The following is a 23,446-nucleotide window of genomic DNA, read 5'->3' on the forward strand; positions in this document are numbered from 1 at the left end:
CAGAGGTTCTAACAAAATCAGGCTATCAGCGTGATCAGTCCCACCAGTATTCGACCTGCACGCCAAAGTTCGACCCATGCTGATCGCCGCCGAAAGCGCCGGTGTCCGACAGCGCGGAGCTAGCAGCCATCAGATTGGCCGCATCCTGCGCCGCGTCGTTCCACTGAGCATAGGTGTAATACAGGCGCACCTCCGGACGAGCCCAGAACTCAGGACCTGCCGGTGACCAGGTCGGAGCCACAGTGAATTTGGTTAGCTTTCGGGTGCCTTCCGGTGCGTCGATCTGATCATGTCCGACTTCGGCGACCAGCTTGAATTGCTCAGTCAAGGCATAGACCGGGCGCACGCCAACCGATATCCAGTCCTGATCGCCACCGTTCTGGCGCTTGTCCTTTTGGTACACCGCCTGGAACTGCCCACCGAAACGCGGCGTCACTTGCCAGTCGAAGAACTCGACCACTCGCCAGCTCGTGTCGCTGCTGCCCAGCGTCACGTCGCCGGTATACCCAAGACCCGTGCCCGGCCCTTCGCCGTACTGCACAGCCAAGGTATTGCTGCCTCCCAGGAATCCGATCTGCTTGTGCTGCACGGTAACGGCCCAGCCACTATTGGCGTCGTCACGGTCCGGCTCGTCGATATAGCTGACACCGAACTCCAGTTCGCCGCCCGGATTGCTGTCGAAGCCGCCGACGTTGAAATCGTGGCGATTGATGTAGTTGTCCTGGAACACGCTGTCCTTGCGTGAAAAGGCGTAGCTGTATTTCAGCCCGCCGATCTCCATATCCTCGATGCCGGCACCAGTGGCGCTCTGGTTCCAGTAGTAGAAATCGGAGATGTGGATGTCATTTCGCTTATAGAAACGTCGCCCTGCCCACAGCGAACCTCCGTTGAGTGCCGGCACCTTGCTCCATTCGGCATAGGCCTGCACCAACCTCGCCCAACCATGGTCCCCGGTGAATTTCGGCGTATGGTCATATTCGTTGTAGAGCGCCGCCATGCCCTCCACGCTCAGCACCGAACCATCGTCGAGCGTGAACAAGTCCTGCCTCAAACCCAGCTCCGCGTACTGTTCGCACTCGTTGCCGAGGCGATACTTGGACGGGGCTCCAGGCAACTGGAAACAGGCTTGCGAATCGCTACCGCTCGATTCTCCAATGCCACTGCGCACGTAACCATTGAAATCCAGTGCCTGAACGGTAAACGGAATGGCGAGACTGCCCAGCGCTACCGCGAGACCCAGGCGTGTGGTTTTTTTCATATCCGCTCCAATTAGCTCTTATTGTTGTTACTGCCGTTGGATTGAGCCGGTGAAGGCTCTCCTTTCCGACCCGCATGTCAGCCTCATGCTCACTGCGGTTCGAGTCGTCATGCCCAGCGGTGTTCGCTGCAACCGCTGGAGCAATGCATGAATACCATCTGGACGCGTTCGGCGCCGGTACGCAGACACCCCGCCACCGGGCTTTTTTCATCCGAGCAAAGCGCCCACTCAGCGGGCGACCAACCGTGCGACCGTTCCGTTGCGCCCCGCCGCTCCATTCCCCGGCGCGACGCCCAGCCGCTCACCCGTCTGCGCATCGAACAGCAGGACCTTGTCCGGCTCGAACTGCAGCGTCAATGTTTCTCCGGGGTTTGGCGCCGCGTCCGGTGCCAGGCGGCAACATACTTTGGTCTGGTTAAGGCTTACGAAGATCATGGTGTCCGGCCCGGTCGGCTCGATCACCTGCACTTCTGCACGCAGCGAAGGCAAATCACCTGCGGCACCAATGCCGATTTGCTCGGGCCGGATACCCAGAATCACATCCCGCCCTTCCAGCGATTCGCCGTCGGCAAGCTTCAGCGGTAGTTCGCAGCGATCCTGACCGCTTTCCAGCAGCGCACTCCAGCCACCGCTCTGCTTGCTCAAGCGCAGCGGCACGAAGTTCATCGGCGGCGAACCGATGAAACTCGCCACGAATAGGTTGGCCGGGTTGTTATAAATGTCCTTCGGCGTCCCGAACTGCTGGACGACACCATCTTTCATCACCGCGACCTTGTCGCCGAGCGTCATCGCCTCGATCTGATCGTGAGTGACATAGACCGTCGTCGTCTTCAATCGCTGATGCATCAACTTGATCTCCGTGCGCATCTCGACCCGCAGTTTTGCGTCGAGGTTGGACAACGGCTCATCGAATAGATAAATCTTCGGCCGCCGCGCCAATGCGCGACCCATGGCCACACGCTGCTGCTGACCGCCGGACAGCTGCGAGGGCTTACGCTCCAGAAGGTGCTCGATCTGTAGCAACTGGGCAACGCGCGACACTTCCTCTTCAATCTTGGCCGCCGGCACCTTGCGCATCTTCAGGCCAAAGGCGATGTTCTCCCGCACCGTCATGGTCGGATACAGCGCATAGGACTGGAACACCATGGCGATGTCCCGATCCTTGGGACTGGCGGTACTGATGTCAGCGCCATCGACGCGAATCTCGCCCCCCGTGATGTCCTCCAGCCCGGCGATGCAGTTCATCAAGGTTGATTTGCCGCAACCCGAAGGGCCAACAAGGATCAGGAATTCTCCATCGCCAATCTTCAGGTCGATATCCTTCAGGGTGTCATTGTTGCTTCCGGCGTAGCTCTTGCGAACGTTGCTGAGTTCAAGTGCAGCCATGGTCGTTCTCCTAACCCTTGACCGCGCCGGCCGTAAGCCCGCGCAGGAAATACTTGCCGGCGAGGATGTACACCACCAGCGTTGGCAGCCCGGCGATCATCGCCGCAGCCATATCGACGTTGTATTCCTTGGCACCCGTGCTGGTGTTAACCAGGTTGTTCAACGCCACGGTAATCGGCTGGGTATCGCCACTGGCGAACACCACACCGAACAGAAAGTCGTTCCAGATCTGAGTGAACTGCCAGATCAGACAGACCATGATGGTCGGGATGGACATGGGCAGCAGAATCCTGCCGAAAATCGTGAAGAAACCCGCCCCGTCCAGCCGTGCGGCGCGAATCAGGGCGTTCGGCACGCTGACGTAGAAGTTGCGGAAGAACAGCGTAGTGAACGCCAGGCCGTAGACCAGATGCACCAACACCAGCCCCGGCGTCGTGTTGGCCAGGCCGAGTTGGCCCAGCGTGAAGGACGCCGGCAGCAGGATCACCTGGAACGGTAGAAAGCATCCGAACAGCAGCAAGCCGAAGAACAGCTGCGACCCGCGAAAGCGCCACATCGCCAGCACGTAGCCATTGAGCGCGCCAAGCAGCGTGGAGATGATTACGGCGGGCACGGTGATCTTTACCGAGTTCCAGAAATAGCCTCCAACCGCGTCCCAGGCTTTGACCCAGCCGATGACCGTCATCACATCCGGCCACGACAACAGGTTGCCGGTCCGGATGTCATCGGGCGTCTTGAAGCTGGTCAGCAGCATGACCACCAGCGGCACCAGATACATCGCCACCGCCACCAACAGCGTCGCGTAGATCGCCACCCGGCTGAATGTCAGGCGCTTTCGCCCTACGAGGCTAGTCATGGCGCTTGTTCCTCAGTTCCGAATAGAGATAGGGCACGACGATCGCCATCACCGCACCGAGCATGAGAATCGCACTGGCCGCGCCCAGCCCCATCTGCCCGCGGGTGAAGGTATGGGCGTACATGAACATCGCCGGCAGATCAGAGGCATAGCCTGGGCCGCCCGCAGTCATTGCCGCCACGAGATCGAATGCCTTGATCGCAATATGCGCGAGGATCATCAAGGCGCTGAAGAATACCGGCCTCAGACTCGGTAGAATGATTCGCAGATAGATACTCGGCAGGCTCGCCCCGTCGATCTGCGCAGCCCGAACGATGGATTGATCGACACCACGCAAACCGGCAAGAAAGAGCGCCATGACAAAGCCGGAAGCTTGCCAGACCGCGGCGATTACCAGGCAATAGACGACGCGATCCGGATCCACCAACCAGTCGAAGCGAAACCCTTCCCAGCCCCAATCGCGCAGCATCTTGTCGATCCCGAGCCCGGGATTGAGCAGCCACTTCCAGGCCGTACCGGTGACGATCATCGACAAGGCCATGGGGTATAGGTAGACGGTGCGAATGAAGCCTTCGCGGCGAATGCGCTGATCCAGCAGCACCGCCAGCAGTACGCCGATGACTAGGCTAATAGTGATGAACAACCCGCCGAACACCAGCAGGTTTTTACTGGCCACCCACCAGCGGTCGTTGTTCCAGAGACGTTCGTATTGCGCCAGCCCAACCCATTTGTAGCTGGGCATGAAACGCGAGTTGGTAAACGAGAGCAGGAACGTCCAGAAGATGTAACCGTAGAACCCGACCAGCACGATCAGCATGCTCGGCGCCAACACCAGTTTGGGCAGCCAGTTCTGCAAGGCATCCAGCGGTGAGGCTTTGGTGAAGACAGCAGTTGAGCTCATGTCTGGCTCCGTGGGGGTACAGGATCCATAAAGCGGCTCCAATCGTTGTTCATGGGCACGACTTGCCCGTCACGACCAGTCGAGGGGCTGGCCGTGAGGTTCGATGCGTCAGGAAAAAAGGCCGCCGAAGCGGCCAATACGCTATTGAACTGCCTGAATCGCCGCAGCCAGTTGCTGCGCCGCTTTCTTCGGATCGGCAGACGGATCGTTGAAGAAGTTGGTGACCACGTCGAACACCGCACCCTGCACATAGCTGGAGGCCGCCATGCCGTGCGCCAGACTCGGTACCAGACCCGGACCTTGCGCAGAGTCCTTGAAGTCTTTCATCGACTGCTGGGCGCAGACGTCGAATTCGCTCATGTCCTGGTCCAGACGCACGGGGATTGAGCCCTTGTTCTGGTTGAAGAACTGCTGGAACTCAGGTTCCAGAACCGTCCGTGCCAGATCCTTCTGCGCCTGGCGATCCTCGTCCTTGCTGAGCTTGAACATCGCCAACGAGTCGATGTTGTAGGTAAAGCTGCCCTCGGTACCGGGGAACGGTAGACACTGGTAATCGTCACCAGCGATCTTGTTCGCCGCGCTCCACTCGCTCTTGGCCCAGTCACCCATGATTTGCATGCCGGCCTTGCCGTTCATGACCATCGCGGTGGCGCTGTTCCAGTCGCGGCCCGCGGCGTTGTTGTCGACGTAGCTGCGCAGCTTTTTCAGCGCGGCGAACGCCTCGACCATTTTGTCGCCGGTTAGCACATCACGGTCCAGATCGACGAACGCCTTGCGGAAGTCCTCCGGACCGAGGACCGCCAATGCCAGATCTTCGAAAACGGTGCCGTCCTGCCAAGGCTGGCCGCCATGAGCCAGGGGCATGAAGCCGGCGGCTTTGAGCTTGTCCGCAGCAGCGAAAAACTCATCGAGGCTGTGCGGCGGCTTCGCACCGGCTTTCTCGAAGACGTCGGGGTTGATCCACAGCCAGTTGACCCGGTGTACGTTGACCGGCACCGCCACGTAGTCACCGTCGTACTTCATTGCAGTCGAGACCTGCTTGGGGAGCAGCTCATCCCATTTGGCCTGCTCGGCCACATCGTTTAGATCGGTCAGCAGGCCCAGTTCGCCCCACTCCTGAATATCGGGCCCTTTGATCTGAGCGGCAGCCGGTGCGTTACCGGAGACGGCGCGCGTCTTGAGCACCGTCATGGCGGCCTCACCACCGCCACCGGCGACAGCGAAATCCTTCCAGGTATGGCCTTGCTCTTCGACAAGTCGCTGCAGCGTATCGGCGGCGCGCTTCTCACCTCCAGAAGTCCACCAATGCAAGACTTCGACCTCACCGGCGTGAGCGAAGGGAACGAGAGAAGCGAGGGAAACAGCGGTAACCAGACGATGGATCGTGTTCATTTGTCTTCCTTTTTCTTTTTGTTTTCGGTGCAAGTCTCTGCTTGCGCTGCACCGATTCTAGGCGCGCCAGAGAGAGCGGCAGGTAACGAAGGGATAGCGAATGGTCACCGCTTGGTTACAAAGCGGTTGCCTGTGTAACGACCGCAACAAGCGTTGATTGAAGGCGGCTCACTCAGCATGTCGCGGCAGGCTCAAGGTCACGCGAAGCCCACCCTCGGGGAGATTGCGCAGGCCGATTTCCCCGCCATGGGCGTGTGCGATGTTGCGGGCGATGCCAAGACCGAGGCCATACCCAGGCTGCTTGGCCGCTAGACGAAAATTCGGCTCGAACACCTGCTGCAACCATGCCTGCGGAACGCCGGGCCCCTCATCGTCGACATGCAGCACAAAGGTCTCGCCGTCATCGTCGATACGCAGGTGCGCTCGCTCGCCATATTTCAGCGCGTTATCCAGCAAGTTGCCGATACAGCGCTTGAGCGCCAGCGGCTTGCCCGCATAGGCGGTGACCGCCTGGCCGTGCACCGTGACACGGCCGTTGCCAGCGGGCGCGAGGTAAGGTTCGGTGACGCAATCGAGTAGTAGGTTCAGATCCAGCGGCTCGATATTTTCGTGTATGTCGGTGTCCTTGACGCATTGCAGCGCACCCTTGACGAGCAATTCAAGCTCATCGAGATCACGGCTGAACTTGTGCTGCAGGGCCGGGTTCTCCAGCAATTCCACCCGCAGACGCAACCGGGTGATCGGCGTGCGCAGGTCATGCGAGATGGCGCTGAACAGCTGGGCGCGCTCGGTCAGGTAACGCCCGATGCGCTCGCGCATACTGTTGAATGCCCGGCTGACCTCTACCACCTCGCTGCCGCCCGCCTCGGGCAGCAGCTCCACTTCGCTGCCCAGCGACATCTCCCGCGCCGCCTGCGCCAGTCGCTTGAGCGGGCGGCTCTGCCAGTGCACAAGAATGCCGATGAACAACAACAGAAAGCTGGTAGTGAGAAAGATGAACCAGAGCTGCTGGTTCGGGATGCCCTCGTCTTCCAGGCTGACGTAGGGCGCCGGCATCAGCGACGCGAGATACAGCCACTCGCCAGGCGCGATTTGAATTTGCGTCACCAGCACGGGTGGATTCAGGGGTTCCAGACTCAGCGCGTAATGCGCCCAGGATCGCGGCAACTCGTCGAGCTTCAGCCCGCCGTTGAAAATCCGCAGATCATTGGGACTGACGAAGTTGACCGACATGTCCGCGTCGTTGCCGAGGCGCTCGCGAAGCACGGCGTCCACCTCCGCCAGCACCGCCTGCTTGCGCTCGGTCGGCGGCAGAATCCGCATGTCCAAAGGTTTGTCATTCAGCGATACGAAGAAGCGCGTACCGCCCATGCTGCGCAACTGATCGAGCACCAGCGGTCGATAGCCCAGCGGCAGCGAGCGGAAATAGCTGACGCTGGCGGACATGGAATGCGCCAGGCTTCGAGCACTGGTCAGCAAGCCTTCCATCTGGCTTGCACGCAGCTGCGACACCCAGATGAAACTCGACAACGCCTGCGCCACCAGCACGACCAGCAGTGTCAGAAAGAGCATCCGGCCGAGCAGCGAGCGCGGCACGGGCAACCATCGGCGCTTAGCCAAGCGAGTCATGATGCGGCGCAACCTGGGCGGCGAGCAGGTAACCACTACCGCGAACGGTACGGATCAATCGAGGGCACTTGCCGGTGTCGCGCAGCCGTTGGCGCAGGCGACTGACCGCCATGTCGACGATGCGCTCGAGCGGCAGCACTTCACGACCGCGCGTGGCATTGGCAATGGTGTCGCGGTCGAGAATCTGTTGCGGATGATCGAGAAAGAGTTTCAACAATGCGAAATCAGCGCCGGACAGCAACACCTCTTCCCCGTCCTGATGAAACAACCGGTGGCTGACCATATCCAGCCGCCACTCGTCGAATGCGAGCACGTCGCCAGTGCGCTCCTGGCCGAAGTTGACGCGGCGAAGCAGCGCCTTGATTCGTGCCAGCAACTCACGAGGACTGAAAGGCTTGCCCAGGTAATCGTCGGCGCCCAGCTCCAGCCCGATGACCCGATCGGTCTCATCGGAACTGGCGGTCAGCATGATGATCGGCATCTGGGCCAGACGTTGGTGACCCCGAACCCAGCGGCAAAGACTGAAGCCATCTTCATCCGGCAGCATCACGTCGAGAATGACCAGATCGGCCGGATCGTCGGCCATCGCCTCGCGAAACTGCGCGCCATCGGCCACGGTGCGCACATGAAAGCCAGATCGGCTGAGGTAGGTGTCCAACAGTTCGCGAATTTCCTGGTCGTCATCGACCAGCAAAATGGATCGTCCGGCCTGGTTCACTCTGCGTCCCTTCTCTTGTTCTCGTTTCGATGCGGCTCAGCGCTCGCCCGGTGTGTCCCCCAACAATTGCTGCAAGGCAACGCCTGCGCCTTCCAGTCCCGGGTATTCGGCTGTCACCACCCAGACCGGAACGTCGTCAAAGTACCGGCTCATGCAGCCCTTGTCGCGAAAACTTTGGCTAAAGCCGCTGCGCGCGAAGAACTCGACGAAGCGCGGCACGATGCCCCCGGCAATGTAGACACCGCCGCGTGCGCCAGTCGTCAGCACGTTGTCACCGGCGATCCGACCCAACCAGGCACAAAATTGTTCCAGCACCGCCTCGGCGTATGCATCGCCCGCCAGCGCAGCGGCGGTAACCTCGGCGGGTGTAGTCAGACGAGGCGCCTCACCATCGAGCGCGCAACTGGCTCGATAGAGCTCCAACAACCCGCCCCCGCTGAGGATCGCCTCGGCATTCACATGACCGAGCTTTTCATGCAGGTGCGCCCACAATGCGGCCTCACGGGTCGTGCCGATCGGCAGGCAGACGTGCCCGCCTTCCCCCGGCAGCGCTCGCCAGTCTCCATCTGCCAATGGCAACAATGTGGCGACTCCGAGCCCGGTGCCGGGTCCGATGACCAGGCGTGCACGGCCCGCCTCGGACTGCCCGGGGCACACCTCGATCAGTTCGCCATCGCGCAGGCGGGTCATGCCCAGCGCCATGGCCGTGAAATCGTTAATTAGCAGCAGATCGCTCAGCCCAAGATCTTCGCAAAAAGCCTTGCGGCTCAGACGCCAGTGATTGTTCGTGAATGCGAACTCATCGCCAGAAACCGGCCCGGCACAGGCCAAGCAAACCGCCTGAAGCGCCTCGACACTCTGACCGACACCGTGCAGGTAAGCACGAATGGCGTCTTCCGGACGCGGATACTCAACGGTCGGCAGCACCCGCACCGACTCGACTCGCTGGTCGCGCCAGAGTGCGAAGCGGGCATTGGTGCCGCCAATATCGCCTACCAGTGCCGTCACTTGAGCACCTCCAGCCCTTCGGTAAACGCACTCGCGCCTTTCTCAGCCGGACTGAAGGCCGCCCGCATGAAACCGAACAGTTCGCGACCACAGCCGATCCCCAGATCACTGGGCGCCGTCACAGGCTCACGGCTATCGAACTCAACCTGATCAACCAGTACGCGCAACTCGCCCGTCTCGCCGTCGACCCGGATGACATCACCGTCACGCAAGCGGCACAGCGGTCCGCCATCGAGCGCCTCGGGGCTGACGTGAATGGCTGCCGGCACCTTGCCCGACGCGCCAGACATGCGACCGTCGGTAACCAACGCCACCTTGTGGCCGCGATCCTGCAAGACACCGAGGAACGGCGTCAGCTTGTGCAGCTCCGGCATGCCGTTGGCCTTGGGTCCTTGGAAGCGCACCACGGCAACGAAATCTTTTTCTAGCTCGCCGTTCATGAACGCCTGGGCCAGTTCGCTCTGGTCGCTGAACACTCGAGCCGGCGCCTCAACCACGCGGTGCTCCGGTGCGACCGCCGATATCTTGGTCACGCTACGGCCGAGGTTGCCCTCCAGCACACGCAGGCCGCCTTCGGGAGAGAAGGCACGTTCAACCGGGCGCAAGATCGCTTCGTCGAGGCTGTTAGCCGGACCTTCCTTCCAAACCAGCGCATCGCCTTCAAGGAAAGGTTCCTGGGTGTAGCGCTTCAACCCCTGACCCACGACCGTGTAAACGTCCTCATGCAGCAAGCCGGCGTCGAGTAACGTGCGAACCATGAACGGCACGCCGCCGCATGCATGGAAATGGTTCACGTCGGCCTGGCCATTGGGATAGACCTTCGCCAAGGTCGGCGTCACCGCTGAAATGTCAGCCATGTCTTGCCAGGTCAGCTGAATGCCGGCGGCTTGGGCAAATGCGGGAATATGCAGCGTGTGGTTGGTTGAACCACCGGTGGCATTGAGTGCCACCACCGAATTGATGATCGCCTTCTCGTCGACGATCTTGCACAGCGGCAGGTAGTCGCCGGACTGCGGCGTCAGGCGAGTCACCTGGCGCGCCGCCTCGCGGGTGAGCTCGTCACGCAGCGGCGTGTAGGGATTGACGAAGGACGAGCCCGGCAAGTGCAGGCCCATGATTTCCATCACCACCTGATTGGTGTTCGCCGTGCCGTAGAAGGTGCAGGTGCCGGGGCTGTGATAGGAAAGCATTTCCGACTCTAGCAGCTCCTCGCGGCTGGCCTTGCCTTCGGCGTAACGCTGACGAACCTCGGCCTTCTGTTTGTTGGGAATGCCCGATGGCATCGGCCCGCCAGGCACGAATACCGCCGGCAGATGACCGAAGCGCAAGGCGCCGATCATCAGGCCCGGGATGATCTTGTCGCAAATACCCAGGTAGAGCGCCGCATCGAACATGTTGTGTGACAGCGCGATGGCAGTGGCCATAGCGATCACTTCACGACTGGCCAGGCTCAGCTCCATCCCCGCCTCGCCCTGGGTGACGCCGTCGCACATGGCCGGCACGCCGCCGGCGAATTGTCCGACCGAACCGACGTCACGCAACGCCTGCTTGATGATTTCAGGAAAGTGCTCGTACGGCTGGTGCGCAGACAGCATGTCGTTGTAGGCCGAGACGATCGCCACGTTGGCCTCGTCCATCAGGCGCAGCTTCTGCTTGTCGCCAGCGGATGCACAACCCGCCACACCATGTGCGAAGTTGGCGCATTGGAGTCTGCCGCGCTGAGGCCCATCGCTCGCCGCGCCGGCCATCTGGGCAAGGTAGCGCTGCCGGGTTGGCCGGCTGCGCTCGATCAAACGTTCGGTAACCTCTTGAATCCGCGGGTGCATGCCATCACTCCTGCATATTAATCTTTGGTTTTATCAACAAAACAACGTGAATACGGGCTTGATTTCTATTCTGACAGGAATAATCTTGTCATTCCCACAACAAATTCCCATCAGGACCCATTTATGACTATTCGCATCGCCATCAACGGCTTCGGTCGTATCGGACGCAATGTTCTTCGCGCTCTTTACAGCTCGAGCTACCGCGAACATATGCAGGTCGTGGCGATCAATGACCTCGGCAGCTCGGCGATGAATGCCCACCTTTTGCAGTACGACAGCGTTCACGGCCATTTCGACGCAAAAATCGAGGTCGGCGAAGATCGTCTGGTGGTCAATGGCGATCCGATTGCCGTGTCCGCGATCCGTAACCCGGCCGAGCTTCCCTGGCGCCAGCACAGGGTCGATGTGGTGTTCGAGTGTACCGGTCTCTTCACCTCTCGCGAAAAGGCAAGCGCTCACCTCGAAGCCGGCGCCGCCAAGGTCATCATTTCCGCTCCGGCCTCCGGCGCCGATGCCACCATCGTCTATGGCGTCAACCATGACATTCTGCGTCAGTCGCACCAGATCATTTCCAACGCGTCGTGCACCACCAACTGCCTGGCTCCGGTCGCCCAGGTGCTGTCACGGGAGCTGGGCATCGAGCATGGCCTGATGACCACCATCCATGCCTATACCAACGACCAGAATCTGTCCGACGTTTACCACAGCGACCCCTACCGTGCGCGGTCGGCTACGCAGTCGATGATTCCAACCAAGACCGGCGCCGCCGAAGCCGTTGGCCTGGTGCTGCCGGAACTGGCAGGCAAGCTGACCGGCATGGCCGTACGTGTGCCGGTGATCAATGTCTCGCTGGTGGACCTGACCCTGGAGCTCAGCCGCGAAACCAGCGTGGACGAGGTCAACGCACTGATGCTGGACGCCAGTCAGCGCTCGCCAATACTGGCCTGTAATTCGCTGCCGCTGGTTTCCTGCGACTTCAACCACAACCCGATGTCCTCCATCTTCGACACCAACCACACCAAGGTTAGCGGACGCCTGCTGAAAGTGATGGCCTGGTACGACAACGAATGGGGATTCTCCAACCGGATGCTGGACACCTGCCGCGCGCTCTACGAAGCAGCATGATCAGCGACCAGATCTCAGCATCGACTCGGTAGACCAGAGAAGAAAATGAATCGCATCGATTTCGTCACCGCGACACTGCCCGCCCGCAAGCGCATTGCGCTGGTCGCGCACGACCACTGCAAGGAGCGCTTGCTGGACTGGGCGAAGCGGCAGAAAGAGCAGCTGGCGAAGCACGAGTTGCTCGCGACCGGCACCACCGGACTGCTGCTCGGGCAGCGCCTGGGCCTGCCGGTGGAGTGCATGATCAGCGGTCCGCTAGGCGGTGACCAGCAGATCGGCGCGCGCATTGCTGAACGACGAATCGATGTACTGGTGTTCTTCTGGGATCCCTTCGAGCCGCAGCCGCACGACCCGGACGTCAAAGCGCTGCTGCGGGTCGCCGCGGTGTGGAACATTCCGCTGGCGGCCAACGAGAGCAGTGCCGACTATCTGCTCTCCAGCCCGCTGCTCAATCAGGCCCACAGCCTGAGGATTCCGGACTACAGCAGCTACCTGGCAGGGCGCCAGTTATAGGCTCATCAAGCCTACAGATTGTCGTCTGGAATGCGCTGATCTTCATCGACTTCGGCAGCGTCGCGCAGGTCGTCGAAGTCCGTCTTTAGGCCAGTCTCCATGCTGTCGAGCTCTGCCAGCAGGCTGCGGAAGCTGGTCTGCTCGCGCGGCGCTTCAGCTTGCAGCTCCAGATCGGCGCGCGCCTGCAACGCATCAGGCACGGGCGCTTCCTCGACATCGACCGGCAGCGGGGCGGGTTCCATTTCGCGCAGCACCGCTAACGGCGGCAGCTCATCGAGGCTCTTCAGATTGAAGTGGTCGAGAAACTGCCTGGTAGTAGCGAACATCGCCGGCCGCCCCGGCACGTCGCGATGACCAACCACGCGCACCCATTCGCGTTCCAGCAGCGTCTTCACGATCTGGCTGTTGACCGCGACGCCACGAACGTCTTCGATCTCGCCACGCGTGATTGGCTGGCGATAAGCAATCAACACCAGCGTTTCCAGCAGCGCGCGCGAATAGCGCTGCGGCCGCTCTTCCCAGAGCCGACCCACCCAGGGCGAAAAACGCTCGCGGACCTGAAGGCGATAGCCACTGGCGACTTCCTTGAGTTCGAAAGCACGGTCCTTGCAGGATTTCTCCAGCACGCCCAGCGCCTTGCGCAGCAATGATGGCGACGGGCGTTCGGCTTCATCGAACAGCTCGGACATCCGCTCGATGGACATCGGCTTGCCGGAAGCCAGCAGGAAAGCTTCGAGCAGCGAAGCGAGATCCTTGGGATCGGAAAGATTCAACCTGAATTACCTCGACTCATCCGTGCGCGACATTATTCGACCCGAGCCCGAACGTGAATGGGTGCGAAGGGTTCATTCTGCACCAACTCAACCAGCGACTCCTTGACCAGCTCAAGCACGGCCATGAACGTCACCACCACGCCGAGCCGGCCTTCGTCTAGTGTGAACAACGCGACGAAAGGCACGAATACCCCGCCCTTGAGGCGCTCTAGTACATCGCTCATGCGCTCGCGAGTCGACAGCGTCTCGCGCGTTACCTGATGGCTTTCGAACATATCGGCACGACGCAGCACCTCGGCCATGGAAATCAGCAGTTCCTCCAGACTGACCTCGGGCAACAGTTTGCGCGCCCGTGCGTCCGGCGCATCCAGCCGCGGCACGTGCAGCTCGCGGCCAACTCGCGGTAGCTCGTCGATATCCTCCGAAGCAGACTTGAAGCGCTCGTACTCCTGCAAGCGGCGTATCAGCTCGGCACGCGGGTCGAGCTCGTCCTCCTCGACCTCGGCCGAACGCGGCAGCAGCATGCGTGACTTGATCTCAGCCAGCATCGCCGCCATCACCAGATACTCAGCCGCCAGTTCCAGCCTCACGGCTTTCATCAGCTCGACGTAGCCCATGTACTGGCGGGTGATTTCCGCCACCGGGATATCGAGGATGTCGATGTTCTGCTTGCGTATCAGGTAAAGCAGCAAATCCAGCGGCCCTTCGAACGCCTCGAGAAAAACCTCCAGCGCATCCGGCGGAATGTAGAGGTCCTGCGGCAGGTCGTTGAAAGCCTCGCCGTAGACAAGCGCCAGCCGCAGCTGCTCGCCGGGCGGATCGATCGCAACCTCGGCCTGGGGGTCCTGCATGCTCTCTCCATGAAATGTACGACATCGGAAGCGGCGCAAGCTTATGCCGGCCGTCCTGTTGTGCTCTAGCGGTAATTCAGACCCATTGCCTGACGCACGACCACCAAGGTTTCGCGGGCTTCATCGCGGGCCTGCTCGGCGCCCTCGGCAAGGATGCTTCGCACCAGATCCGGATTCTGCTCGTAGTCCTGAGCCCTCTCCTGCAGCGGCGCCAGCTCGAGTTTGATCGCTTCTATCAGCGGTGCCTTGCACTCCAGGCAGCCAATACCCGCACTGCGGCAGCCCTGTTCGGCCCACTGACAGACATCCTCCGCCGAATGCGAAAGATGCATCGACCACACCGGGCAACGCGTCGGCTCACCGGGATCGTGACGATGTACCCGTGCCGGGTCGGTAGGCATGCGCTTGATCTTTTCTTCGATCTCGGCAGGCGTGTCACGCAGGAAGATGGAATTACTGGCCGATTTGGCCATCTTGCCGCCGTCCAGGCCCGACAGCTTGGGGGAATCGCTCAATAACGCCTGGGGCTCGGGCAACAACAGTCGGCCGCTCCCCTCCAGATATCCAAACAGACGCTCCTGGTCACCGATGGTGATGGTCTGCTGGTCTTTGAGCAGCGCACGGGCGGTGTTCAGTGCATCGAGATCGCCCTGCTCCTGATAACTCCTGCGCAGGCTGGCGTAGAGTTTGGAGCTCTTTTTACCGAGTTTGCGAATCGCCGCTTCAGCTTTTACCTCGAAATCTTCTTCGCTGCCGTAGAGGTGATTGAAGCGCCGCGCGACCTCACGAGCGAATTCGATATGCGGCAGCTGGTCCGCCCCCACCGGCACGACTCCGGCGCGGTACGCAAGAATGTCTGCAGCCTGGAGCAGCGGGTAACCGAGGAAGCCGTACGTATCGATATCCTTTTGCTGCGAATCGAGCTGCTGCTCCTTGTAGGAGGGTATGCGCTCCAGCCAAGGCAACGGGCAGATCATCGACAAGAGCAGATGCAACTCGGCGTGCTCGACTACTTGGGACTGAATGAACATGGTCGCCGAGCTTGGACTGACGCCCGCCGCCAGCCAATCGATCGCCATCTCCTGCACATTGCGCGCGATATCGCTACCCGCCGCGTGGTCGGTGGTCAGGGCATGCCAGTCGACGATGCAGAAGAAACACTGATACTCATGCTGCATCCTTACCCAATTCTTCAGCACGCCGTGGTAATGACCGAGATGAAGACGGCCGCTGGGCCGCATACCGGACACCACACGTCGCTGCGATTCCATGGAACTCAAAAGGGTTTCCTTCGTAAATTTCGAAAAAAGCGGGTCAGACGATAAAGGGTGCGGGATCGCCGCAACCGACACGCAGCACTTCTGGATCGCCATCTACCAGACTGATCACCGTTGAAGCTTCGATGCCACCGTAACCGCCGTCGATGATCAGGTCTACCTGATGCTCCAGCGCATCACGCATTTCATAAGGATCACTCATCGGCTCGGTCTCCCCAGGCAGAATGAGACTGACGCTCATCAGTGGCTCACCCAGCTCAGCGAGCAGCGCCTGAGCGATCGGCTGCGCGGGGACCCGCAGCCCAATGGTGCGACGCTTGGGGTGCAGCAGCATACGCGGCACCTCACGCGTCGCGCTGAGAATGATGGTATAGGGTCCGGGAAGGTGCGTCTTCAAGAGGCGGAAAGCCGACGTGTCCACCTTGGCGAACAACCCGAGCTGGGAGAGATCGCGACAGACCAGCGTGAAATTGTGCTTGTCATCCAGCTGTCGCAAGCGGCGAATTCGCTCGATCCCGGCCTTGTTGCCCATCGAACAGCCGATGGCGTAGGACGAGTCGGTGGGATAGATCACCACCCCGCCGCCGCGAATGATTTCCACGGCCTGCTTGATCAGCCGGACTTGAGGATTTTCGGGATGTATCTGAAAGAACTGGCTCATGAATACTCCGTGCTCAGCTGGCAACAGATTCGCCTGGTCCATGATCGAAATGCCTCCAAAGCGGTTGCAGATCTTCCGGCAAAGTTCGATACAGCCCCAGCTCCGACCAGTCGCCGGGCGCATGGAAATCACTGCCGATGCTGGCCATCAAGCCGAATTCACGAGCGAGTATCGACAACCCACCAACCTGCTCGAGCGGCTGCATGCCGTTGACGACTTCCAGCGCATGGCCACCAGCTTGGGCGAACTCGCTCACCAGACGTCGACGCTTGCTACGAGTGAAGTCGTATTGCCAGGGATGCGCCAGACTGATCCAGGCTCCGGCGTCACGCAACGTCATTACGGTTTGCTCGAGGCTCGGCCAGTGCTGTTTGACGTCGCCGAGCTTGCCGGACCCCAGCCACTTGCGGAACGCTTCGGCGCGGTCACGTACATGGCCAGCGCGTACCAGGTATTCAGCGAAATGAGGACGCGCCGGGGCGTTATCGCTATCGCCCAGTTCCTGCTGGACGGCGCGTGCGCCTTCCATCGCTCCCGGCATACCTTTCGCTTCCAGGCGCTGGGCGATGAGTTCCGCGCGCTGCCAACGACCGCTATGCAATTGCGCAATGGCCTGCTGCAACGCGACCGCGTCCCGGCGAAAGGCGTAGCCGAGCACATGAATGGTCGCACCGCTCCACAGACACGAAAGCTCGATGCCATTGACCAGCCGAACGCCCAGCGAATCGGCCATGGCCCGAGCAGCATCGAGGCCTTCCAATGTGTCGTGGTCGGTCAGCGCGAGCAGCTCGATACCGCGTGCATGTGCCCGCTCCACCAGCGCAGCAGGCGCCAGCGCGCCATCTGACGCGGTACTGTGGCAATGCAGATCAACAATCATTCGGGACCTTTTCTCTTAGGGCTTGGCGGCTCTTTGGTTCTGACCGCCATGGTCGGTGCTCGTGCCGTTATCGAGTTTGGCAAAAGCTTGCGCCGCGTCCAGGAAATGACCTGCGGACAGCGTTTCGCCAAAAGCGCGGTTTGTTATTATGCCGGTCACTTGCCGCTTCTGGCTCGCTCCGAGAAACAAATCGTCGAGGTCATGCCCCGGGCCTTGCCTGCGCTGCAGGTGGTCTATCCGGTCCGCCACTTCCCGAACCTGAACAATAGGAGTCAACATGCTTTACGCCATCATCGCTACCGATGTACCCGGCTCGCTGGAAAATCGTCTGGCTTCGCGCCCGGCTCACTTGGCGCGTCTCGAACAGCTGAAAGCCGAAGGTCGTATGGTCCTGGCCGGCCCGCATCCTGCAATCGACAGCAATGACCCAGGCGCTGCCGGCTTCAGCGGAAGCCTGGTGGTCGCCGAATTCGAATCTCTGCAAGCCGCCCAAGAATGGGCCGCCGCCGATCCGTATAAGGCCGCCGGCGTCTATGGCGACGTAGTGGTCAAGCCTTTCAAGCAAGTATTTCCCTGAGCCAATCGGTCGCAATATCCGTCAGCCGCAGGATTTCCGCGGCCCGTTGAAGAAAAGGAGTTCCGATGCGCCAAGGTTTGCCGTCCCTGCTGCTGGCCCTGAGTTTCGCCATATCATGTGTGCATGCCGATGAAGGTTCGCCCGATCCAACCGCCGCAAGGCAAGCCGGACTGGAGCAACGCCTGTCCGAGAACGAACTTCAACGCAACGAACCGAGCAATGGTCCGGGCATAACCGATGCCGAACGGGCGCAACTGGCGCAACTGCGCCGAGAAAACCAGCAACTGCGCCTGCAACTGCAGCACGGGCAGCCACAGCAGAAACGCTGGCTGAACGACCAGCAACAATGGTTCGCCGTTGGCGGAGGCGTCGGCGTGCTGGGCTTCCTGCTTGGCGTCCTGACCACCCGGGGTCGTCGCCGTCGGCAATGGCTCAATTGAAGTGGATACGAACGAAGCATGAGCGAACTGCTGCTGATAGATGACGACGAGGAGCTCTGCGAGCTGCTCGTGAGTTGGCTGGCCCAAGAGGGATTCGTCGCCCGCGCCTGCCATGATGGCCAAAGCGCCCGTGCCGCGCTGGCCGAACACCCGCCCGCAGCGGTGGTGCTCGATGTGATGCTGCCCGACGGCAGCGGCCTTGAATTGCTCAAGCAATTGCGCAGTGAACACCGCGATCTGCCGGTGCTGATGCTCTCGGGCCGCGGCGAGCCGCTGGATCGCATCCTTGGGCTGGAACTGGGCGCCGACGACTATCTGGCCAAACCATGCGATCCGCGCGAACTCACCGCCCGGCTACGCGCCGTGCTGCGCCGCACTCAGCCGGCGAGCGCGCCGACCCAGCTGGAACTGGGCGACCTTTGTTACAGCCCCGCCCGAGGCATCGCCAATGTCGGCGAGCATGAAGTGACGCTGACACTGTCCGAGGGTCGGATCCTCGAAGCGCTGCTCAGCCAACCCGGCGAGCCTCTGGACAAACAAGCGCTGGCGCAACTTGCCCTTGGCCGCAAACTGACCCTGTACGACCGCAGCCTCGACATGCACGTCAGTAATCTGCGTCGCAAACTCGGCCCTCACCCCGACGGACGTCCACGGATCGTCGCGTTGCGCAGCCGCGGTTACCTTTACGCTTCCTGATTGGCTTTACCGAGCCTTTACCCTGGCCTGACCGCTCTTGACCTAGCGCGCCCTAGACTGAGCTCATCCGGTCGAAGCCCGAACGAGCACAAGCGCTCTGCGGAGATCGGTTCCCTTACCCAGGAGAGACCTCATGATGCGCAAGACTCTGATTGCCGTGCTTTTCGCCTCCACCCTGCCCACCATTGCCCTGGCGATGCCCGACGGCAACCATCGCCACCACGGCGGCAAGCACGCCCCCTTCGAACAGCTGGACCTAACCAAGGAGCAGAAGCGGGAAATGCGCGAGCTGATGGGTCAACAGATGAAGAACCATCGCGAGATCACCCAGCGCTACCTCGACAAACTGCCTGAAGCCGAGCGCAAAGCCATGCAGGACGAACTGAAGACCAGCAAAGAGAATACGCACAAGCAAATCCGCAGCCTGCTCAAGCCAGAGCAGCAGAAACAGTTCGATGAAATGCACGAGAAGATGGAAGCCAAGCGTGCCGAACGCGCCGAGTTCAAGCAGTGGAAAGCCGAGCGCGAAAAGAATAGCTGACCCTTAGCTGAAACCAACCCGCCCGGCTCGCGCGTTATTAGCCGCCAGCCGGGCTTCGTCGTGGAGATTGACCGGTGCGATCACTGTTCTGGCGCATCCTTGCAACATTCTGGCTGGCCATCGCGCTGGTAGCGGGCCTCGCCATGCTGCTGGGCCATGCGCTGAATCAGGACACCTGGATCGTCAATCGGCATCCGGGCGTGCAGGGACTGGCGGAGCTATGGACGAAGGTCTACGAACGTCAGGGAGCCCTTCCCGCTCAATTTTTCCTTGAGCGCCATCGGCAACGCTTTCATATCGATGTGCAGGTGCTGGCCGAGAACGGCCAGCCGGTCATTCGTGGGACCTTTCCGGCCCGTGCCGCGGCGTTCGAAGCCCGTCAGGAAAACCGCTCGGGACGCCTGCCCTGGCGGCGGCTGACAGCCGACTACACCAGCCCGCTCAGTGGCGAAACTTATCTATTCATCTACCGCATTCCCAACTCGGAACTACAGGCCTGGCACCGTGGCAGTCTGTTCTGGCCGTTGAGCGCGATAGCCATCGCGCTGGTCGTGCTGACCGGCTTCAGCCTGCTGCTCACGCTGTCCATCACCCGTCCACTCGATCGCCTGCGCAGCGCCGTGCATGATCTCGGGCAGACCGCTTACCAACAGAACTCGCTGGCCCGCCTGGCCACACGGCGCGATGAACTTGGCGTGCTGGCCAAGGACTTCAACCGCATGGGCGCTCGGCTGCAGAGCCTGATCGGCAGCCAGCGACAGCTTCTGCGTGACGTCTCCCATGAATTGCGTTCGCCGCTCGCACGCCTGCGCATCGCCCTGGCGCTCGCTGAACGGGCAACCCCGGCGGAACGTGAAGCCATCTGGCCGCGGCTGGCCAAGGAATGCGATCGGCTGGAAGCGCTGATCAGCGAAATTCTCGAACTGGCACGATTGGACGCCGAACCGGGCGCGGCGTCAGCCATCGATCTGCCGTTGATATTCGAACAGCTGGAAGAAAACGCACGCATCGTGTCGCCAGCCCAGCGCATCGAAACCTGCCTGGAAACCGAAATCGTGCCGCACGGCTGGCCGAACATGCTTGAACGTGCGCTGGACAATCTGCTGCGCAATGCGCTGCGCTTCAATCCAGAGGGTTCACCGATCGAATTACGCGCCCGAACCGAAGGCGACTGCCTGATGCTGAGCGTTCGCGATCATGGCCCAGGAGTGGATGAGGCCCATCTGGCGCGCTTGAGCGAACCGTTCTTCCGTGCTCCGGGACAGACCACCGCCGGCCACGGGCTGGGCTTGGCAATTGCCCGCCGCGCCGCCGAACGGCATGGTGGCGAGCTACTGCTGGACAATCACCCCGAGGGCGGTTTCATCGCCAGCCTGAAGCTACCGCTGAACTCGCCCGGCCCGAAGCTGCCGCGTCCTGATTGAGGCTATTTCGCCCCGCTCCATTGGCTGACGAAATCTCGCGGATCCAGCTCGGGCGGCGTTCGTGTACTGCCGTCCGGCATTCCCAGATAAATGAAACCAAGCACCTGCTCATCGGCGGCCAGCCCCAGTTCTCGGGACACATGCCGATCATAGGAGAACTCGCCCGTACGCCAGACGGCCCCCAACCCCTGTGCGTGCGCCGCCAGCAACATACCGTGCGCCGCGCAGCCGACCGCAAGCACCTGTTCGGTGTCGGGCACCTTCGGATGAGGCAAAATTCGGGCAACGACCACCACTACCATAGGCGCCCGGAGCGGCATCTTGCGCGCCTTACGTAACACCTCGTCGGCGGCGTCCGGCTGGCGCAAGCCAAGCGCCTCGGCGTACAGCTCACCCAGGCGCTCGCGCGCCTCTCCTTGAATGGTCAGGAAACGCCACGGGCGAAGCTGGCCATGATCCGGAGCACGTAGCGCGGCACGGAAAAGCAGATCCAGCTGGGCATCGGTCGGCGCCGGATCGACGAGTCGCGTAACGGAAACACGGTTGAGCAGCAGGTCGAGAGCATCCATTGATCATCTCCAAAAAAGAGTCGGACATTCTAGAGGCTGTTTCCGTTTCGCTGCGAGCCGCGTTGTCGTATTGCCGTGACGGTGTGGAAACAGCCGAATGTACGATCGTTCGGCTGTGATCGCGTTAGCGTCAGGCCACGCGATCGGGCGACAGATGTGGCTCCAGCGGCGGCGTCAGCGGAGGCAGGCCATGGGCTGCCCGTGCCGCGTCGCAAAGGGCGTTGTGCTGACCATCAGCCCAGGACGCCTCGAATTCGCGGCAGGTGCTCGAGCGTTGCTCATACATCGTGCAGCGCACCCCACAACCGACATCGCCCAGCAACCCGACGCACCGCGCGGGCCTGGATTCAGTGCCGCGCATCGCAACGAGAAACGGGCTGACCTGCACCGTCGCCCCATCGGGAACGGTACCGCCGGACGAAGTGCACTCGCCCCAGAAGAAAGACACACGAAAATGCGCGCAGCAGGCGCCACACGTAAGGCAGGGATTGTCGATTGACATGGAAGGTGAACACCCAGAAACCGGGAAAGGGCCGGCGCCCGGGCAGCTATTCTATTCATCGCAACGGACTTGGGAAGAGCCTCAGAGGGCGCGCCGCGAAAGATTTATCAGCTGGCCGATAGTCGGTTTACTGGCGACGTAAGCCGCGTAGAATGGCGGGTCTGTTTTCGAGCCGAGCAGCATCACACATGGCCCTGCCGACCCTGCGCATCATCGGTTTCATTCTCGGCATTTTCCTGATCACACTTGCAATCAGCATGGTCGTTCCGATGATCACGCTGTTGGCGTTCGATCGTACCGACGATCTCCAGGCGTTTCTCTGGGCCAGTCTCATCACCTTTGGCTCCGGCATCGGGCTGATCGCCCCCGGCCGCCCTACATCGGCTCAGATGCGCCCGCGCGACATGTACTTTCTCACCACGGTCAGCTGGCTGGTGGTCTGCTGTTTCGCCGCGCTGCCCATGATGCTGATCCAGCACATGAGCTATACCGACGCGTTCTTCGAAACGATGTCAGGCATTACGACTACAGGCGCGACCGTAATCTCGGGGCTGGATTCGGCTTCACCCGGCCTGCTGATGTGGCGCTCCATGCTGCAATGGCTCGGCGGCATCGGCTTCATCGGCATGGCGGTGGCGATTCTTCCGCTGCTGCGAATCGGCGGCATGCGGTTGTTCCAGACCGAATCCTCCGACTGGTCGTCGCAAAAGGCGATGCCGCGCTCGCACGTCATGGTCAAGTGGATTCTGATCGTCTATCTCGCGCTCACCTTGCTTTGCGGCATCGCCTATTGGCTAAGCGGGATGACACCGTTCGAAGCCATCAACCATTCGATGACCACCATCGCCACCGGCGGCTATTCCACGTCCGATAGCTCCATGGCCAAGTTCACGCCCGCAGCGCACTGGGTAGCCGTGCTCTTCATGATATTAGGGGGGCTACCCTTCATCCTGATGGTCTCGACCATACGCGGAAACCGCTACGCCCTGGTTCGGGACCAACAAGTGCAAGGCTTCGTCGGCATTTTGCTGATCATGTGCCTGGCTTTCGCGATCTGGCTGACGCTCAATTCCCACTACCCGTTCTTCGAGGCACTTCGCATCGTCTCGCTGAACGTGGTTTCGGTAGTCACGACCACCGGATTCGCGCTAGGCGATTACACGCTATGGGGCGACTTCGCGGTGTTGGCGTTCTTCTATCTGACCTTCATCGGCGGCTGCTCGGGATCGACTTCCGGTGGCCTGAAGATCTTCAGGTTCCAGGTTGCCTACTCCTTGCTACGCGCCAACCTGGCGCAGCTCGTGCACCCTCGAGCCGTCATCCGGCAGCAGTACAACAGGCACACCCTGGACGAGGAAATCGTCCGATCGATCCTGACGTTCTCGTTCTTCTTCACCATCACCATCGGCGCTCTGGCTCTGGCACTCGCCCTGCTCGGCCTGGACATGTTGACGGCGCTCACCGCAGCGGCAACCGCCGTCTGTAACGTAGGGCCAGGTCTAGGACCTATCATCGGTCCGGCCGGCAACTTCTCGACCTTACCGGACGCCGCCAAGTGGCTGCTGTCGGCCGGAATGCTGCTCGGTCGTCTGGAAATCATCACCGTACTGGTCATGTTGACTCCATCGTTCTGGCGCCACTAA

Annotated in this window: 25 protein-coding genes; 8 read left to right on the forward strand and 17 right to left on the reverse strand. The window is 61.1% G+C overall.

Annotated elements, in window-relative coordinates; translation table 11 throughout:
- Nucleotides 1-34 precede the first annotated feature (34 nt).
- The 9 genes from GYM54_RS05080 to edd form a co-directional block, all read right to left on the reverse strand.
- Nucleotides 35-1,258, reverse strand: coding sequence for a carbohydrate porin (locus GYM54_RS05080; RefSeq protein WP_197445752.1), 1,224 nt, complete (start codon nt 1,256-1,258; stop codon nt 35-37).
- 228 nt (nt 1,259-1,486) lie between these two features.
- Complete coding sequence (locus tag GYM54_RS05085) at nt 1,487-2,644, reverse strand: ABC transporter ATP-binding protein (RefSeq protein ID WP_197445751.1); 1,158 nt, start codon at nt 2,642-2,644, stop codon at nt 1,487-1,489.
- 10 nt (nt 2,645-2,654) lie between these two features.
- Complete coding sequence (locus GYM54_RS05090; RefSeq protein WP_181101428.1) at nt 2,655-3,500, reverse strand: carbohydrate ABC transporter permease; 846 nt, start codon at nt 3,498-3,500, stop codon at nt 2,655-2,657.
- The gene (locus tag GYM54_RS05095) at nt 3,493-4,401 is read right to left on the reverse strand and encodes a carbohydrate ABC transporter permease (RefSeq protein ID WP_131650493.1); all 909 of its coding nucleotides are present in this window, start codon (nt 4,399-4,401) and stop codon (nt 3,493-3,495) included. The genes GYM54_RS05090 and GYM54_RS05095 overlap by 8 nt, the downstream gene beginning before the upstream one ends.
- 141 nt (nt 4,402-4,542) lie before the next feature.
- Nucleotides 4,543-5,793, reverse strand: coding sequence for an ABC transporter substrate-binding protein (locus tag GYM54_RS05100; protein ID WP_131650492.1), 1,251 nt, complete (start codon nt 5,791-5,793; stop codon nt 4,543-4,545).
- 168 nt (nt 5,794-5,961) lie between these two features.
- Nucleotides 5,962-7,422, reverse strand: a complete 1,461-nt coding sequence (locus tag GYM54_RS05105) for an ATP-binding protein (protein ID WP_269453445.1) — start codon at nt 7,420-7,422, stop codon at nt 5,962-5,964.
- On the reverse strand, nt 7,406-8,140 hold the full coding sequence (locus GYM54_RS05110; protein WP_131650490.1) for a response regulator: 735 nt from the start codon (nt 8,138-8,140) through the stop codon (nt 7,406-7,408). The genes GYM54_RS05105 and GYM54_RS05110 overlap by 17 nt, the downstream gene beginning before the upstream one ends.
- A 36-nt stretch (nt 8,141-8,176) precedes the next feature.
- A complete protein-coding gene (locus GYM54_RS05115) occupies nt 8,177-9,148 on the reverse strand; it encodes a glucokinase (RefSeq protein WP_131650489.1) in 972 nt (323 codons plus the stop codon).
- Nucleotides 9,145-10,974 (reverse strand): phosphogluconate dehydratase, encoded by a 1,830-nt coding sequence (gene edd / locus GYM54_RS05120; protein ID WP_197445750.1) that lies wholly within the window; start codon nt 10,972-10,974, stop codon nt 9,145-9,147. Before edd ends, GYM54_RS05115 begins: the two co-directional genes overlap by 4 nt.
- A gap of 123 nt (nt 10,975-11,097) precedes the next feature.
- Between edd and gap the strand changes: the two genes are divergently transcribed.
- Together gap and GYM54_RS05130 are read left to right on the forward strand one after the other, a co-directional pair.
- The gene (gene gap / locus GYM54_RS05125; protein ID WP_181101420.1) at nt 11,098-12,099 is read left to right on the forward strand and encodes a type I glyceraldehyde-3-phosphate dehydrogenase; all 1,002 of its coding nucleotides are present in this window, start codon (nt 11,098-11,100) and stop codon (nt 12,097-12,099) included.
- 45 nt (nt 12,100-12,144) lie between these two features.
- A complete protein-coding gene (locus GYM54_RS05130) occupies nt 12,145-12,612 on the forward strand; it encodes a methylglyoxal synthase (RefSeq protein WP_197445749.1) in 468 nt (155 codons plus the stop codon).
- A gap of 11 nt (nt 12,613-12,623) precedes the next feature.
- Here the strand turns inward: GYM54_RS05130 and scpB are convergent, their stop codons facing one another.
- The 6 genes from scpB to GYM54_RS05160 form a co-directional block, all read right to left on the reverse strand.
- Entirely contained in the window at nt 12,624-13,385 is a 762-nt protein-coding gene (scpB, locus tag GYM54_RS05135; protein ID WP_197445748.1) for an SMC-Scp complex subunit ScpB, read from the reverse strand.
- Between the two features lie 32 nt (nt 13,386-13,417).
- On the reverse strand, nt 13,418-14,116 hold the full coding sequence (locus GYM54_RS05140; protein WP_197445760.1) for a ScpA family protein: 699 nt from the start codon (nt 14,114-14,116) through the stop codon (nt 13,418-13,420).
- Nucleotides 14,117-14,301: 185 nt separating this feature from the next.
- The gene (locus GYM54_RS05145) at nt 14,302-15,507 is read right to left on the reverse strand and encodes a tryptophan--tRNA ligase (RefSeq protein ID WP_197445759.1); all 1,206 of its coding nucleotides are present in this window, start codon (nt 15,505-15,507) and stop codon (nt 14,302-14,304) included.
- A 43-nt stretch (nt 15,508-15,550) separates the two neighbouring features.
- Nucleotides 15,551-16,174: an L-threonylcarbamoyladenylate synthase gene (locus tag GYM54_RS05150; protein ID WP_131650483.1), complete on the reverse strand. Its 624-nt coding sequence runs from the start codon at nt 16,172-16,174 to the stop codon at nt 15,551-15,553.
- A 13-nt stretch (nt 16,175-16,187) separates the two neighbouring features.
- Nucleotides 16,188-17,054 (reverse strand): PHP domain-containing protein, encoded by an 867-nt coding sequence (locus tag GYM54_RS05155; protein ID WP_131650482.1) that lies wholly within the window; start codon nt 17,052-17,054, stop codon nt 16,188-16,190.
- A 15-nt stretch (nt 17,055-17,069) separates the two neighbouring features.
- Nucleotides 17,070-17,333 carry a hypothetical protein gene (locus tag GYM54_RS05160; RefSeq protein ID WP_131650481.1) on the reverse strand — a complete coding sequence of 88 codons (264 nt, stop codon included), beginning with the start codon at nt 17,331-17,333 and terminating at the stop codon, nt 17,070-17,072.
- Between GYM54_RS05160 and GYM54_RS05165 the strand changes: the two genes are divergently transcribed.
- From GYM54_RS05165 to GYM54_RS05185, 5 genes are all read left to right on the forward strand, one after another.
- Nucleotides 17,332-17,631 (forward strand): YciI family protein, encoded by a 300-nt coding sequence (locus GYM54_RS05165; RefSeq protein WP_131650480.1) that lies wholly within the window; start codon nt 17,332-17,334, stop codon nt 17,629-17,631. The two genes, GYM54_RS05160 and GYM54_RS05165, sit on opposite strands and share 2 nt — an antisense overlap.
- A 65-nt stretch (nt 17,632-17,696) precedes the next feature.
- Complete coding sequence (locus GYM54_RS05170; protein WP_181101412.1) at nt 17,697-18,071, forward strand: hypothetical protein; 375 nt, start codon at nt 17,697-17,699, stop codon at nt 18,069-18,071.
- A gap of 18 nt (nt 18,072-18,089) precedes the next feature.
- On the forward strand, nt 18,090-18,767 hold the full coding sequence (locus GYM54_RS05175) for a response regulator transcription factor (RefSeq protein ID WP_131650478.1): 678 nt from the start codon (nt 18,090-18,092) through the stop codon (nt 18,765-18,767).
- Between the two features lie 136 nt (nt 18,768-18,903).
- The gene (locus GYM54_RS05180) at nt 18,904-19,308 is read left to right on the forward strand and encodes a Spy/CpxP family protein refolding chaperone (RefSeq protein ID WP_181101513.1); all 405 of its coding nucleotides are present in this window, start codon (nt 18,904-18,906) and stop codon (nt 19,306-19,308) included.
- A gap of 74 nt (nt 19,309-19,382) precedes the next feature.
- On the forward strand, nt 19,383-20,732 hold the full coding sequence (locus GYM54_RS05185) for a cell wall metabolism sensor histidine kinase WalK (protein WP_181101409.1): 1,350 nt from the start codon (nt 19,383-19,385) through the stop codon (nt 20,730-20,732).
- A gap of 2 nt (nt 20,733-20,734) precedes the next feature.
- On the opposite strand, the gene GYM54_RS05190 is transcribed toward GYM54_RS05185, so the two are convergent.
- Both GYM54_RS05190 and GYM54_RS05195 read right to left on the reverse strand, forming a co-directional pair.
- Entirely contained in the window at nt 20,735-21,301 is a 567-nt protein-coding gene (locus tag GYM54_RS05190) for a nitroreductase family protein (protein WP_197445747.1), read from the reverse strand.
- A gap of 130 nt (nt 21,302-21,431) precedes the next feature.
- Nucleotides 21,432-21,803 carry a YkgJ family cysteine cluster protein gene (locus GYM54_RS05195; protein ID WP_131650475.1) on the reverse strand — a complete coding sequence of 124 codons (372 nt, stop codon included), beginning with the start codon at nt 21,801-21,803 and terminating at the stop codon, nt 21,432-21,434.
- A 188-nt stretch (nt 21,804-21,991) separates the two neighbouring features.
- On the opposite strand from GYM54_RS05195, the gene GYM54_RS05200 reads away from it, so the two are divergent.
- Nucleotides 21,992-23,446 (forward strand): TrkH family potassium uptake protein, encoded by a 1,455-nt coding sequence (locus tag GYM54_RS05200; RefSeq protein WP_181101405.1) that lies wholly within the window; start codon nt 21,992-21,994, stop codon nt 23,444-23,446.

It is taken from the genome of Pseudomonas sp. MTM4 (genome assembly GCF_019355055.1).
Lineage (GTDB): Bacteria > Pseudomonadota > Gammaproteobacteria > Pseudomonadales > Pseudomonadaceae > Stutzerimonas.